General features: G+C 44.7%; 16 protein-coding genes. 9 read left to right on the forward strand and 7 right to left on the reverse strand.

From position 1 onward, the window contains the following. Window positions 1-34: 34 nt before the first annotated feature. From B9J84_RS05665 to rsuA, 3 genes are read right to left on the reverse strand one after another with little or no spacing between them, the layout of a single operon-like run. Window positions 35-694 (reverse strand): DUF2913 family protein, encoded by a 660-nt coding sequence (locus B9J84_RS05665; RefSeq protein WP_017049847.1) that lies wholly within the window; start codon window positions 692-694, stop codon window positions 35-37. Then, complete coding sequence (locus tag B9J84_RS05670) at window positions 694-1,902, reverse strand: Bcr/CflA family multidrug efflux MFS transporter (RefSeq protein ID WP_013857017.1); 1,209 nt, start codon at window positions 1,900-1,902, stop codon at window positions 694-696. The genes B9J84_RS05665 and B9J84_RS05670 overlap by 1 nt, the downstream gene beginning before the upstream one ends. A 47-nt stretch (window positions 1,903-1,949) precedes the next feature. Further along, window positions 1,950-2,645, reverse strand: coding sequence for a 16S rRNA pseudouridine(516) synthase RsuA (rsuA, locus tag B9J84_RS05675; RefSeq protein ID WP_017044313.1), 696 nt, complete (start codon window positions 2,643-2,645; stop codon window positions 1,950-1,952). A gap of 104 nt (window positions 2,646-2,749) precedes the next feature. Here rsuA and B9J84_RS05680 point away from each other — a divergent pair, with 104 nt between their 5' ends. The 6 genes from B9J84_RS05680 (at window position 2,750) to B9J84_RS05705 (ending at window position 8,006) form a co-directional block, all read left to right on the forward strand. Then, window positions 2,750-4,492 (forward strand): DEAD/DEAH box helicase, encoded by a 1,743-nt coding sequence (locus tag B9J84_RS05680; RefSeq protein WP_013857019.1) that lies wholly within the window; start codon window positions 2,750-2,752, stop codon window positions 4,490-4,492. A gap of 62 nt (window positions 4,493-4,554) precedes the next feature. Then, window positions 4,555-4,944 (forward strand): PepSY domain-containing protein, encoded by a 390-nt coding sequence (locus B9J84_RS05685; protein ID WP_026028016.1) that lies wholly within the window; start codon window positions 4,555-4,557, stop codon window positions 4,942-4,944. A 9-nt stretch (window positions 4,945-4,953) separates the two neighbouring features. Next, entirely contained in the window at window positions 4,954-5,613 is a 660-nt protein-coding gene (locus tag B9J84_RS05690) for a response regulator transcription factor (RefSeq protein WP_010318384.1), read from the forward strand. Next, a complete protein-coding gene (locus B9J84_RS05695; RefSeq protein ID WP_094123730.1) occupies window positions 5,603-6,943 on the forward strand; it encodes an ATP-binding protein in 1,341 nt (446 codons plus the stop codon). The genes B9J84_RS05690 and B9J84_RS05695 overlap by 11 nt, the downstream gene beginning before the upstream one ends. A gap of 226 nt (window positions 6,944-7,169) precedes the next feature. Further along, on the forward strand, window positions 7,170-7,448 hold the full coding sequence (gene rplY, locus B9J84_RS05700) for a 50S ribosomal protein L25 (protein ID WP_010318386.1): 279 nt from the start codon (window positions 7,170-7,172) through the stop codon (window positions 7,446-7,448). 165 nt (window positions 7,449-7,613) lie between these two features. Beyond that, window positions 7,614-8,006, forward strand: a complete 393-nt coding sequence (locus B9J84_RS05705; RefSeq protein WP_017046183.1) for a ribosome recycling factor family protein — start codon at window positions 7,614-7,616, stop codon at window positions 8,004-8,006. A gap of 1 nt (window position 8,007) precedes the next feature. Here the strand turns inward: B9J84_RS05705 and B9J84_RS05710 are convergent, their stop codons facing one another. After that, on the reverse strand, window positions 8,008-8,364 hold the full coding sequence (locus B9J84_RS05710; protein WP_017046184.1) for a PilZ domain-containing protein: 357 nt from the start codon (window positions 8,362-8,364) through the stop codon (window positions 8,008-8,010). Window positions 8,365-8,654: 290 nt separating this feature from the next. On the opposite strand from B9J84_RS05710, the gene B9J84_RS05715 reads away from it, so the two are divergent. Beyond that, the gene (locus B9J84_RS05715) at window positions 8,655-9,941 is read left to right on the forward strand and encodes a DEAD/DEAH box helicase (RefSeq protein ID WP_094123731.1); all 1,287 of its coding nucleotides are present in this window, start codon (window positions 8,655-8,657) and stop codon (window positions 9,939-9,941) included. 200 nt (window positions 9,942-10,141) lie between these two features. Next, window positions 10,142-10,762 carry a LysE family translocator gene (locus B9J84_RS05720; protein WP_013857026.1) on the forward strand — a complete coding sequence of 207 codons (621 nt, stop codon included), beginning with the start codon at window positions 10,142-10,144 and terminating at the stop codon, window positions 10,760-10,762. 61 nt (window positions 10,763-10,823) lie between these two features. Here B9J84_RS05720 and B9J84_RS05725 read toward each other — a convergent pair whose 3' ends face one another. Together B9J84_RS05725 and B9J84_RS16315 are read right to left on the reverse strand one after the other, a co-directional pair. Then, entirely contained in the window at window positions 10,824-12,587 is a 1,764-nt protein-coding gene (locus B9J84_RS05725; protein ID WP_404206432.1) for a bifunctional metallophosphatase/5'-nucleotidase, read from the reverse strand. Window positions 12,588-12,611: 24 nt separating this feature from the next. Next, window positions 12,612-12,740: a hypothetical protein gene (locus B9J84_RS16315; protein WP_404206434.1), complete on the reverse strand. Its 129-nt coding sequence runs from the start codon at window positions 12,738-12,740 to the stop codon at window positions 12,612-12,614. A 299-nt stretch (window positions 12,741-13,039) separates the two neighbouring features. Here B9J84_RS16315 and B9J84_RS05730 point away from each other — a divergent pair, with 299 nt between their 5' ends. After that, window positions 13,040-13,249: a hypothetical protein gene (locus B9J84_RS05730; protein WP_026027723.1), complete on the forward strand. Its 210-nt coding sequence runs from the start codon at window positions 13,040-13,042 to the stop codon at window positions 13,247-13,249. 4 nt (window positions 13,250-13,253) lie between these two features. On the opposite strand, the gene B9J84_RS05735 is transcribed toward B9J84_RS05730, so the two are convergent. Beyond that, entirely contained in the window at window positions 13,254-13,505 is a 252-nt protein-coding gene (locus B9J84_RS05735; RefSeq protein WP_094123732.1) for a DUF1289 domain-containing protein, read from the reverse strand. Between the last annotated feature and the right edge of the window lie 2 nt (window positions 13,506-13,507).

Below are 13,507 nucleotides of genomic sequence, written 5' to 3' on the forward strand. Positions count from 1 at the left end.
CTAGCTCTGCAACTTATTGGGTTTCAATTCCATACTAATCAATAGGAAAGCCTAATGGAATTTCAGCCAATTGCACGCCATGGTTACTTGGGTATATCAAATACTCACCATGATATTTCACATTCGACTTATAATCGGTACGTTTGTGCACCATAAAGCCAGCACTGCTGGCTTTTTCGACGAAATCAGCATGATGGCCCCGCACAAACCAGTTCATCGGCTTCACGAGCAGTTCACCATCAAAGCATGATTCACACTGATTTGCGCACAAAGCCAATGAGTTTTGCCCATCGGTAAAAAGCTGTAATTTGCCTTCATTCACCAATGGATCACATGTTGTCACTTCCCAGTGAGCCGCTTCCATGAATTCCAAAAACGCGTCAATTTTCTTATCGGTAATGATGTTATCCGCGTCTTGCGCAAAAAACTTACCGTAAAATGCTGAGATGCGTTTGAAGATAAACAGTAATTCAGATTGGTTGCCTTTCGAACGTCCAGCTTTCTGCCAACGATTTAAATCATCCACCACACAGCGATGGAATCGTTGTGCTTTCAATGCCTTACTCACCCAATGCACCAAAAAATGATTATTAGCTAAAGGCGCATTCACCAGCTTATTCGCTTGGTGTTCTGCTGTTAACTCTTGCAGCGCTGTATTCACTACACGTTGAATTTCGAGGTAATACTCTGACATTACGCCTTTCTTCCTAATGTCCAATAAAAAAGAGATGAAAGTACCGAGCACGCCGTCATGACCACAATCATCGGCCACTCAACATCACTAGGCATCATCGCGACAATCGCCGCAACCACTGAGCCTGTGCCAAAACGCAACGTTCCAGCCAGTGAAGAAGCGGTACCCGCCATTTTCGGATAACCACTTAACAATAATCCCATTGAATTACTGCCTATCGTTGACAATGTACCAATAAAAAGCACCACAAAAGGCACAATGCCCCATAAACCAAGGTTGAGTAACCACGCGATAAATAGCCCGATACCTGCGCACAACTGAATCAATAAACCAAAGCGTAGCATGGCGTGGGAACCGACTCGTTTCACCATTCGACCATTCAAGCTGGTCATGATAATCATCGCGACGATATTGAGGCCAAACAGGTAACCAAATTGATCAGGATCGACTCCATAAATATCAATATAGACAAAAGAGCCTGCGGTCAAAAAGGCAAACATACCAGCGAACGAGAAAGCACCAGAAAAAACAAGCCCCATCGCGACTGGGTTACGGCTTAACTGCACATAGTTGCGAATGGTATTTCGAAAGCGCAGCGGTTGACGATTTTCTGCACTGAGTGTTTCTGGAATTTTCCAAACCACGAGAGCAATCACCACCGCGGCAAAAATAGCCAACACCCAAAATATCGAACGCCAACCAAACCAAATGGCCAAGTGTCCGCCAATCATCGGCGCAGCTAACGGGGCAACGGTCATCACTAAGGTGACAAAAGACATGGCGCGGGCAAAATCTTCGCGATCAAACATATCACGCACCACCGCTTGAATAACCACAGCCGCCGCTGCTCCAGCAAAACCTTGCGCAGCGCGAACATACGTTAACGCTTCAATACCTTGCGTAGTCGCACTCACAGTGGCAGCAATACCAAACAGTAATACGCCGATCAGCAGCACTGGGCGACGGCCATAACTGTCGGCCAGCGGGCCATGCAATAGTTGGCCTATCGCAAAACCAGCGGTATAAGCGGTCAGCGTCATTTGTACCGCTCCAGCACTCACACCGAGATCTTTAGCAATCGCTGGCATGGCTGGCAGATACATATCAATCGCCAGCGGCGTTAATGCGCCAATCGCGCCTAATACTAAGAAGAGTAAAAAACTAATGTGCGGCGTATTATTCGCTGTAACAGGTTGAGATGAAGTCATAGTTCTCCAGATAAATAAGGAATGAAGTTGCAGCAAAGCTAGGCCGTTCAAGCCCCAATAGAAGCCACTTCTTGGTCAGTCAAATAACGGTATTCACCGGGCTCTAGTGCCTCATCTAGCACAATATGACCAATGCGCTCACGGTGAAGGCCAACCACTTTATTGCCTAAAGCAGCAAACATGCGTTTAACTTGATGGTATTTGCCTTCATGAATGGTCAGTAAACATTCATTCTCACCGACGACTTCCAATTGCGCAGGCAAGGTTGGCTCACGCTCATTACGCAGTTCAATACCCGTTAAGAATTGTTCGACATAATTCGCTTCAATAGGGTCTGCAAGCCAGACACGGTAGGTTTTGTCGCATTTGTGTTTTGGCGAGGTAATGCGATGAGACCATTGACCGTCATCGGTGATCAGAACCAAACCTGTGGTATCGACATCCAAACGTCCTGCAAAATGCAAGTCTTGAACATTCACTTCATCGAGCAAAATAAATGCCGTATGATTGAAGCCGTCTTCATGTGAGCAAACGTAGCCAGCGGGTTTGTGTAACATGATATAGCGCGGGCCATGCAAGATTAACTCACGGCCTTGCCACTCCACCTCACACTCCTGTGTCACCTGCAATGAACCACTTTTCTGCGTCTTACCATTTACTGTGACATCACCACTTTTGATGATCTTGGTGGCTTCTTTACGTGTCGCACCTAACGCATCACACAAAAATTTATCTAACCGCATGATTACCTCATCTAAATCAAGTCAGGTATTATACGCAGCTAAAATGAAATAGTTGATCTATTTCACTGTTTTTATCCAGCGTTCAACAAGAGAAAACGCGAGTTATGTACACACTTCGTCCTTATCAATCGGACTCGGTCAAAGCCGTGATCCACTATTTTCGTCATCACACTACGCCCGCCGTAATTGTACTACCGACGGGGGCAGGAAAAAGTTTGGTTATTGCTGAGCTGGCAAGGCTTGCCAAAGGACGAGTCTTAGTACTAGCGCACGTGAAAGAACTGGTAGAGCAAAACCATGCCAAATATGAGGGCTACGGTTTGCAAGGCGCGGTATTTGCGGCAGGTTTAGGACGAAAAGAGACCGATCAACAGGTCGTCTTCGCTTCGGTACAATCCGTGGTGCGCAATTTAGATGCCTTTAAAAATCAATTTTCATTACTGGTGATTGATGAATGCCACCGCGTACCGGATGAGAAAAGTAGTAGCTATCAAAAGGTGATCACCCATTTAAGCGAGCTCAACCCAGGGATTAAAGTGTTGGGGTTAACCGCTACGCCTTATCGTTTAGGCATGGGCTGGATTTATCAATACCATACTCGCGGCCAAGTGCGCAGTGAGGAGCCTCGCTTCTTCCGTGACTGTATTTTTGAGCTACCGATCCGTTATCTGCTTGATGAAGCTTTTTTAACGCCAGCGCGAATGGTTGACGCCCCCGTGCTCAGTTACGATTTTTCGCAGCTAAAACCCGCCAATACCGGGCGCTACAAAGAAGCCGAACTCGACATGGTGATTGAACAATCGAAACGTGCCACACCACAGATTGTTCAACAAATCATCCAACTAGCACAGCAAAAACAGGGAGTAATGATCTTTGCGGCCACCGTTCGCCACGCCCAAGAAATTGTGCAATTACTGCCCAATAACGAAACTGCCATCGTCATTGGTGACACGCCGACCCCTGAACGCGACACCATCATCAAGCAGTTTAAACAGCGCCAAATCAAATTCTTAGTTAACGTGTCGGTATTAACCACAGGTTTTGATGCTCCGCATGTTGACCTGATTGCGATTTTACGCCCCACCGAGTCCATCAGTTTATATCAGCAAATTGTCGGACGTGGGCTACGCTTATCCGCAGGAAAAACCGAATGTTTGGTATTGGATTATGCGGGCAATAACTATGATCTTTATCAACCAGAAGTCGGTGAGCCAAAGCCCGATCCCAACAGTGAAATTATTACCATTCCCTGTCCGGCCTGCGGTTTTAATAACAACTTTTGGGGTAAACTCGATGCCGCTGGTTTTTTGCTTGAACACTATGGTCGACGTTGCCAAGGCTATTTTACAGACGAAGAAAGTGGCGAACGAGAACACTGTGGTTACCGTTTTAGAGCAAAATATTGCGGTGAGTGTGGGGCTGACAACGATATCGCCGCACGTATCTGCCATGAATGTGACGCAACACTGGTTGACCCTGATAAAAAGCTCAAAGAAGCACTCAACCTCAAAGATGCATTGGTTTTTGAATGTATCGAAATGGATTTGAATGTACATAAAGATGCAAGTGGAAAAGCGCAACTGCGCGTTACCTATCGTGGTGAGAACGATGCACAAGTCCACGAATTTTGGCCACTAACCACCAAGAAACAGAAACAGGTGTTCCACGACCAATTTGTGCGACCACACCTAGCCGATAAGCATCGCCCTTTTGATCAATCTTCACCAAGCAAAGTGGTGGCTCATCAACACCGTTTTCGTCCACCACAATTTGTCATTGCGCGAAAAGTGGGACGATTTTGGAAAATGCGCGATAAGATCTTTGAAGATGAGCTACAAAACCGATGATTCACTTTCTATTCATGTAAGGTCATTTATACTCTGTTCATCTTATTTACAGGGGGCGCAACATGTTGTTCAAAAAGGGTAAAGCTTTCGCACACTTACTGCTGCTCTCATCATTATCCTTACCCACTTTAGCTGCGAGCAGTGATGTACACGATTGGGTTCAAGACACTTATAAGCCAGGAACCAAGGTAGAGATTGATGAGGATCAAGACGAGGTCTACGCGGCAGTTCAAAAAGGTTTAATTCATCCATTGTCTGAGCTTTATGCCACGATAGATAAAGAACTCAATGGCCGAGTTATCAAGGTAGAGTTAGATGAAGATGATGGTGAATGGGTCTACGAATTAAAACTGATGCATGACAACCGAGTTATCCGCGTAGAATATAATGCAAGCACATTAGAACTAATGGCTATTCGTGGCAGAAACCTGCGCGACATCATCAAAAAATAGAGAATAACCATGAAAATATTGGTAGTCGAAGACGATCCTCGTCTTGGGGAACAAATTGTAGAAGCGCTTGAACAGACCGGCTGGGTGCCTGAATTATCACAAGATGGCATTGATGCACTCTATCGCGCCACATCAGAAGAGTGGGATGTGATTGTGCTCGACCTCGGTTTACCCAAGCTTGATGGGCTCACCGTATTGAAAGGCATTCGAGATGAAAACATCAATACGCCCATTGTGATCCTCAGTGCAAGAGACGGTTTGACTCAACGAGTCGAGGGCTTAAATGCAGGAGCGGATGATTACCTCACCAAACCATTTGAGATGGTGGAATTAACCGCTCGTATCCGCGCACAACTGCGCCGAGCATCAGGTAACGCTTCCCCTGTGATGCAAATCGGTGATTTAAGCCTTGATACTCGAACCTCTAAAGTGATGTGGCAAGGTCAAGCGGTGAGCTTGACGGCACTGGAATACAAAGTGGTTGCCTACTTCATGCACAATGCCGACAAAGTCATTTCACGGACTGAACTGGTGGAACACATCTACAAACAAGATTTCGATAGAGACTCCAACACCATCGAAGTGTTTATTGGCCGCATCCGTAAAAAAATCAATAACAACATTATCAAAACCGTGAGAGGACTGGGATACCAGCTTAATGCAAAATAAAACCTCGGCCTTAAAGCGCCTCAGTTTAAAAAGTCGTTTACTGCTCGCGGCAACGTTTTGGTTAGGTACCATGATTTTAGCGGCGGGAATTGGCATTCCCACACTGATCAAAGACTACCTAGTCAATGATGTGCAAAGTCAGCTACGCTTAGCGATGGATGAAATCACGGCGAACTTGGAAGCGACACCGCAAGGGAATCTAGTGCTGTCGTCGCGCCTTTCAGACCCTCGTTTTAGCCAACCCTACAGCGGCCTTTATTGGACGGCCTCAAGCCATGATCAATTGCTTCGTTCTCGCTCATTGTGGGATAAGCGCCTTATCAGCGAAAAACATGGCTTGAAAAGCATCGTCAAAGGCGCAAGAGATGAAAAACTGATCGTCATTGAACAAATCATCTACTTACCAGATTTCCCTTCTCCTATCACCATTACCATCGGTCTTGATGAAGCACCATTACAAGACACTTTAAACAGCGTAATTAGCCAATTGTGGATGATACTAGGTCTGCTCTTCAGTGGTGTATTGGTGCTGATTGGCTTGCAAGTCAGTTGGTCATTACGGCCGTTAGGGAAAATGCAAAAAGAGCTGGCCGCATTGCGCAAAGGTCAACAAGCCAGTCTCAGTGACGAGTACCCAAAAGAAGTCTTTCCGTTAGTCAATGATTTGAATGCACTGTTATTCCACTATCAAGAATTGCTTGAACGTGCACGTAATCATGCAGGCAATCTCTCTCACGCTTTAAAAACGCCGATTTCTGTACTGCGCAATGAGATCGATCATCTTGATTTCGCACAACAGCAGAAACTCAGAACACCGATTGAACAGTTACAAAAGCAGATTGACTACCATCTAGGGCGCGCGCGCATGGCTGGCTCAATGAATATTCTTGCGGTAAAAGCCAATCCAAGCGAACGGGTAGATGCTATTTCTATGGCATTTGACAAAATTTACGCACAGCGTGAAATCACGTTAGTTAATGAGTTGGATTCTGATCTAGAGGTTGCCGTTGACCCAACCGATCTCGACGAGATGCTCGGCAACCTACTGGAAAATAGCTACAAATGGGCAGCTTCTTTAGTTCGAGTTCACGCAAAAAATCGAGAAGAAGGCTGGGTAGAAATCCACATTGAAGACGATGGCCCAGGTATTGCTGAGCAAGATCTGGCTAAAGCGGTACAACGTGGCGTGCGCTTAGACGAAACAACCTCTGGATCTGGACTTGGGTTGAATATTGTCAGTGAAATGGCGCACAGTTATCGCGGTACGCTAACCCTATCGACTAGCACCATGGGGGGGTTAAAAGCGGTGCTAACTTTTCGTTCGCTTTAATGGACGAAATCGAACTCGACATTAAGCAATAAAGACTGTCACGGTCCTTCGTAACACTGCAATAAATCGATGCTGCAAGGGATTTTCTATTGCCCCATCTTAGATAGAGTGCTAGTATCCGCGCTCGTTTTGTTAGTAATCATTGATTCACTATCAAAGCTATACCACATCAGCAAGGTCGCATTGCAGATGTGAAGTTATTTGTACTAATTTGAGTGTAAAAACTATGAAATTCGAAGCAGTAGTACGTACTGAACTAGGTAAAGGTGCGAGCCGCCGCCTACGTCACGCGGGCCAATTCCCAGCAGTTGTTTACGGTGGTGAAGCAGCGCCAGTTGCTATCGCACTGGATCATTCTGACGTGATCAACCAAATGGACAAACCAGAATTCTACGAAGCAATTACTCTAGTAATTGATGGCGCAGAAGTAAAAGTTAAGCCACAAGACGTTCAACGTCACGTGTTCAAGCCAAAAGTTGAGCACATGGACTTCATCCGCATCTAATTTCCTACCAAGGAATTAGTTGGATAAAATCCAACCTTTTGCATAAAGACTATCGGCCTTACCATCCGAGAAATCTAAAAATTCGAAACCCCGATAGCTACCAACTATCGGGGTTTCACCGTTTTATAAGACCGTGTTATAACGGAAAGTCATTCAAACAAGAACATGGCTATTATGATCATCACGATTTCCCTCCCCTCATTGATTCATCGGCTTGGTGGAGAAAATGCGAAAAAAGCAAAAATGCTGGCGAGAGAATATCAGTGCGACCTGAAACGAATACGACGTTCCAGAAATTGGCAAATCAGTGGTGAGATAACGCAACTTGAATTATTGGCAAATCGGCTCAGAGAGCTTGATTCACTGGCCATGCAATTTTTAATAACGAGACTCAAAGACAAACTGGCAGAATATCAGGAACAGCTTGAACCCAAATCAGCCAAGTTGGTAAGGCTTGTTAAACAAAACCCATCAATCACTCTCGCCGAACTTATGCACATTACGCACTGCACAATCGCAGAAGCACGCACCGCTCGTTTCAACGCAGACAGTTTTTGATTTAAGCAGAACGTAAAGACGAGAAGTAAGACGGGTATCTTTGGCGAATATAACGCTGTTCTTCAACCATGTGCTTAAAAGCAGGACCATTGGATAGTTGAACCACGACTTCATCTTGTTGAAAGCGCAGTACTTGACCTGCAATTTTGACTGTATTATTGCTGCGTAGCTGCACCGTACCAGACATCGATAGACCACAATATAAGGTAGTCACTCTCGGCATTGAGATACGAATGCCTTGCTCTGATATTTCACAGACATGGAATAGCTGATCATCAATTTTTACGGTAGGTCTTGCCCGCTTTGGATACTTTAAGCGGTAATATTGCCGTTTCTGTACAAAATCTGCATTGTCCATGGCGTCTATGCATCCTTTATCAAGGTTAATTACTTCTGCGTCATCATGATGCTACGCAAGTGTTGAGAGTCTACCATTTATTATCGGCTTCTGAAGTAAAAACATAATAGAAAGATAGGCAACCGCTATGAATCACCAATTCATCTCATTTGTGAACTCAAATACAATTGGTAAATAATGTAGGAAATTTATCACTGATCACGATAAACGTGAGATAAATCACTCTAAATCCTATATAGTGCACGGCTAAAATTAAGAACTGTAGGCTGTCTGCTTAAGGAACCCGTTAAATGTCATTTTCATCTCAAGGTTTTGCACCTGAACTTGTTAAAGCGCTTACTGAATGCGGCTATGAAAAACTTACCCCCATTCAGCGACAAGCCATTCCCGAGGCTCGTAAAGGGCATGATATTTTTGCAACGGCGCAAACTGGCACAGGCAAAACCGCAGCATTCGCACTGCCCGTTATTCAACATCTGTTAGATAGCGGCAAGCAACCTTCGCCTAAAACAGCGCGAGGCTTAATTTTGGCACCCACGCGTGAATTAGTGGCGCAAATTGCCCAGAACATTAAAGACTACGTCAAGTACACCAAACTCAGTGTCGCTGCTGTTTACGGTGGAAATAAAATGTCTTCTCAAGTTCGTCAGCTTGAAATGGGTGTGGACATTTTGGTCGCGACCCCTGGCCGATTAGAAGAGCATTTAAGTGAAGGTAATGTTTCACTCGCCAACCTTGAGTTTTTGGTTTTCGACGAAGCAGATCGAATTTTAGATATGGGGTTCATCAATCCCGTGCGTAAAATCATGCTGGAAGTGGAAACCTCACCGCAAATCATGATGTTCTCGGCCACTACATCCACTCAGCTTAACCAACTGGCGGGCGATATTTTACGCAAACCCAAGCGCATTAATGCCGATCGTGCCAATACCACGGCCGCAACAGTGGCGCATGTGGTTTACCCTGTCGATCAAGAGCGTAAAACGGAACTGCTATCTGAACTGATTGGCCGCAAAAATTGGCAACAAGTCTTAGTGTTTGTGAACTATAAAGAGACGGCTAATGACGTGGTTAAAGAGCTGAAACTGGATGGCATCAAGGCAGTGCTGTGTCATGGCGATAAAGCACAAAGTGCACGTCGACGCGCTCTTGAAGAATTTAAAGAAGGCAAAGTGCGTGTCATGGTTGCGACCGATGTGGCTGCACGTGGTTTAGATATCGTCGACCTGCCGCACGTGGTTAACTATGACATGCCATTTCTCGCCGAAGATTATGTACACCGCATAGGTCGTACTGGTCGTGCTGGCAAACAGGGACATGCTGTCTCATTTGTCAGCCGCGAAGAAGAGTTGACTGTTGTTCAGGTTGAAAACCTTATCCAACAACGCATCCGCCGTGTTGAACAGCCTGGTTATGAGCCTAAACAGCGTGATGCCTACATTGAAAAACTTCACACAAAAGCGGCGTACAAAGATCGCCAAGGCCGTCGTAACAACCCAAATGACGAAAAGCCGGATCAAGCCTCAGCAGAACGTCGTTTGAACATGATGAATCGACTAAAAAATCGTAAGAAGTAAGCCATAACAACGAAAGAGCTGCAGCAATGCGGCTTTTTTCATCTCTGTGCATCCTATCTATGCTTCATCATCCCAAACGGTCATCTTTATTGGTTTCAATCCGTAAGTAGCACTGTCGTCAATTGCACAGCAAAGTGAAATAGTGAAGATTGTAATTAATGTGTATGCTAGAGCTCTTGTCTCTCAACACGGATTGATTAATGAGCAGTACTTTACTTCTGGCATTTATACCAACATTCTTTTTTGTTTCGATTACTCCAGGTATGTGCATGACATTGGCACTGAGTCTTGGGATGAGTATTGGTTATCGCCGAACTTTATGGATGATGATGGGAGAGATCGTCGGTGTGGCGTTCGTTTCCATCGCAGCCGTTTTGGGGATGGCTTCGATTATGCTCAATTACCCTTGGCTCTTTACCGGATTCAAAACCATCGGTGCCATCTATCTTGGCTATATAGGCATTCAGATGTGGCGCTCAAAAGGCAAGCTTGCCCTCAGTAGCGACTCACAGGTCACTCCCCATAACAAAGACTGGGATCTTGTCATGCAAGGTTTTGTGACCGCGATTGCTAACCCTAAAGGCTGGGCGTTTATGATCTCCCTACTTCCGCCTTTTATTAATAGTGAAGCACCACTTGCACCTCAACTATTACTGCTGGTGTCCATTATTATGGTCTCAGAATTTGTCTGTATGACACTTTACGCAACAGGTGGCAAGGGGTTAAAACGAGCTCTAGGGCATTCAAAAAATGTGCGTCTAATGAACCGTATTTCAGGCTCATTGATGATAGGTGTTGGATTCTGGTTATTGATGAGTTAGTCGTTAAAGTAGTAGGCTCTGACTTTTGGCCAGAGCCTTAACCGTTAATTTAAAACTTTAGCTAATCTAAAACATTAGCATTCAATGCCTTGAGCAATACAATATCTCGATTGATACGCTGTTTTTCAGCATCAGAAGCTTGGCTACTTTGCAAAATACGCGCATTGATCGCCTCTTCAGCCGCGGCCTTATTGGTAAAGAGCAGTGCTTTAACATTGATCGAGGCGATATTGCTATAACGCCCATCATCACTACTTGGTACATCAATTTGGCCACTATTAATTAGAGCTTTCACGATGGCACGTTCCGATTCATACCCTTGCAAACCTTCCAGCTTCCAACGTTGCATTGGTTTACCTTCGTAGCGGCCTTGCTTTTCTTGGGTGAGATAGCGGATCGTTAGGTTTCTAATAGTTCCTTCCTCTTCGCCATATTCCGCTTCCGAGTCAAAAACAATCGGGAATGACCGCCCTTCAAGGCTACCCCCTTTCTGCGTCAAATGCCCCATTCGGTAACTATTCATACCCAACCGAATATCACTAGTATCATCAATCGGTTGTCCACCAGCAAAACGCAGATCTTTAATTCGCTTACCCGCAGGTTGAGTAAGATCAATGGTGTAAGTGACACCCGCAAAAAAATCATTGGTTGAGTATTTCGATGCGCGCCGCTTTGGATCAAAGCTATAAGTCACATCGCCTGGCGAGACGGAATTGAAATACCCAGCGGCCCATTCCATGTAGGTGCGCAGCTCTTTACCCGTCATTTGGTAAACCGTAATTTCACCACCAGCATATTGATAGTTAAACGCGATATCTTTTGCTTTGATTGGGCCAGTATCAAGTTGAGCTTGGTCATTATCAATTTGCAGTGCGATCACGTTTGCTTTTGGCGCGTAGAAAAAACTGGCTTCCTGAAACAGCGCACTGATGCCGGTATCTTGAATATGCACTTGAGGGATACCGCGTATTTCATCATCAGGAACCAAGTCGACTCCGTCAAGTATCGCAATTTCGCGATTGGCATTTTCTCGTAAGCGTTGATGATAAGGTGCGTACAGCGTTTCCATTTTCGAATCAGAATCAACACCTTTTATAGGGTAAGTGAAGCTGTCTTTATGAACGAGCGTGTATTTGCCATCCTTTTCTTCAAATTGGAAATCGATTCGAGATAAAACGCGTCCATATTTGTCAGGCTCGGTAATGATGACACCGTTTACCGTCGCTTTATCAATTTTAGTGTGCATGTGGCCAGCAACAATGGCATCGATTTCTGGGTTAGCATTGGCAATATCAGATACGCCCGTATCTTTGATGTCGTTTTCGTTATCCAGCCCCATGTGCGCAACCAAAACGATCGCATCGACATCATTTTTTATCTGCCCAATCACTTTTTTCACTTCAAGTGTTGGGTTAGTGAAGCTCATGCCTTCAAGGCGATTCGTGCCTTCAGCAAACACTTGTGTCATCGGAGTATCCATTCCAATAATACCGATCTTGACGCCATTTTTTTCAATAATTGTTGCGGCGGGTAAGAATGGATTGCCATCGGGCCTCTGAATATTCCCGGCTAACGCTCGGCCTTTAAATTGAGTCAGGGAGCGATTTAATACCGATAAACCAAAATCAAACTCATGGTTACCCAGCACCCAAACATCGTAGTTCATCTCATTAAAACCGAGCATCATAGGGTCTACGGCTTCATGCTTAAACGTTTCAACAAAGTTTCCCTGAATCGTATCTCCCGCATCCACTAAAATAACGTTTTTATCTTGCTCTCGTATCTGTTTAACCTTGGTGGCGATTTGACTTAGGCTCCCCTGCATATTCAGTTTGTCAGCAGCATAATCTCATGGCATAAAATGCCCGTGAATATCGGAAGTACCAAGAATGGTAACCTGATGAATATCGCCATCAGCAGCGAAAGAAGAAGCGGCAATAGAAGCAAGTATTGCGCTAGTAACAATTTTTAGTTTCATAACATACTCATACGTATAAACAGGCTTTCATTAAAACAGAGTGGATATTATTGATTTTATAAATATGTTTATGTGATGGGGTCGTCCATTCGGTTGCAACACTAAAAAGCAATCACAAAATTTCGAGAGCGATCTCTCCTTAAATAGATTCTATGGCTTCAAGAGCTTTAATCGAGCCAAATCAGGCGGTTAATTTTTAATCATAAAATTGAGCAAATTTTAAGCAGATCTTTGATTGACGCTGTACTGGATCGCTTCTATTTTTTCTATTGGTTACCACAACAATGGAGGTTATAGAAATGAAACGCGCAAGTTCCACTTATCGATTACAACTGATAAAAGATGTTGTAACGCGGCACCAACGTACGGATCCAATGGCGAACTATATTCAACAGCTTCTAACAGAAAAACCCAACATGGAACAACCCGATGTGAATAAACGTTTTCACGGTAATCATTTTGATGAACATGCTGGTGGTTGGGTCAGTGATTTTTGGGGAATGAAGTAATTGATTAAAACAGTTCGCGCTGCGGGTTCGTTTCTGGCTCGGAATCTGCTTTGTTTTGCGCTTGTTGTTTCTGTTTTTTCCGCTTATAGCGCTGTTGGCATAATTTTATGACATGCAGTTGCTGCGCAGCAGTCATTGAGAGCCAGTTAAAACGCTCTTCCCTTTTACGCATACAGCCTTGGCAATAACCTTTGTCATCAACTGAACATACACCGATACAAGGGCTCAGCACTTTAAAAAAGTCGAGTTGCTCCATGG

It is taken from the genome of Vibrio sp. V03_P4A6T147, from assembly GCF_002241085.1.
GTDB classification, from domain to species: Bacteria; Pseudomonadota; Gammaproteobacteria; order Enterobacterales; family Vibrionaceae; genus Vibrio; species Vibrio anguillarum.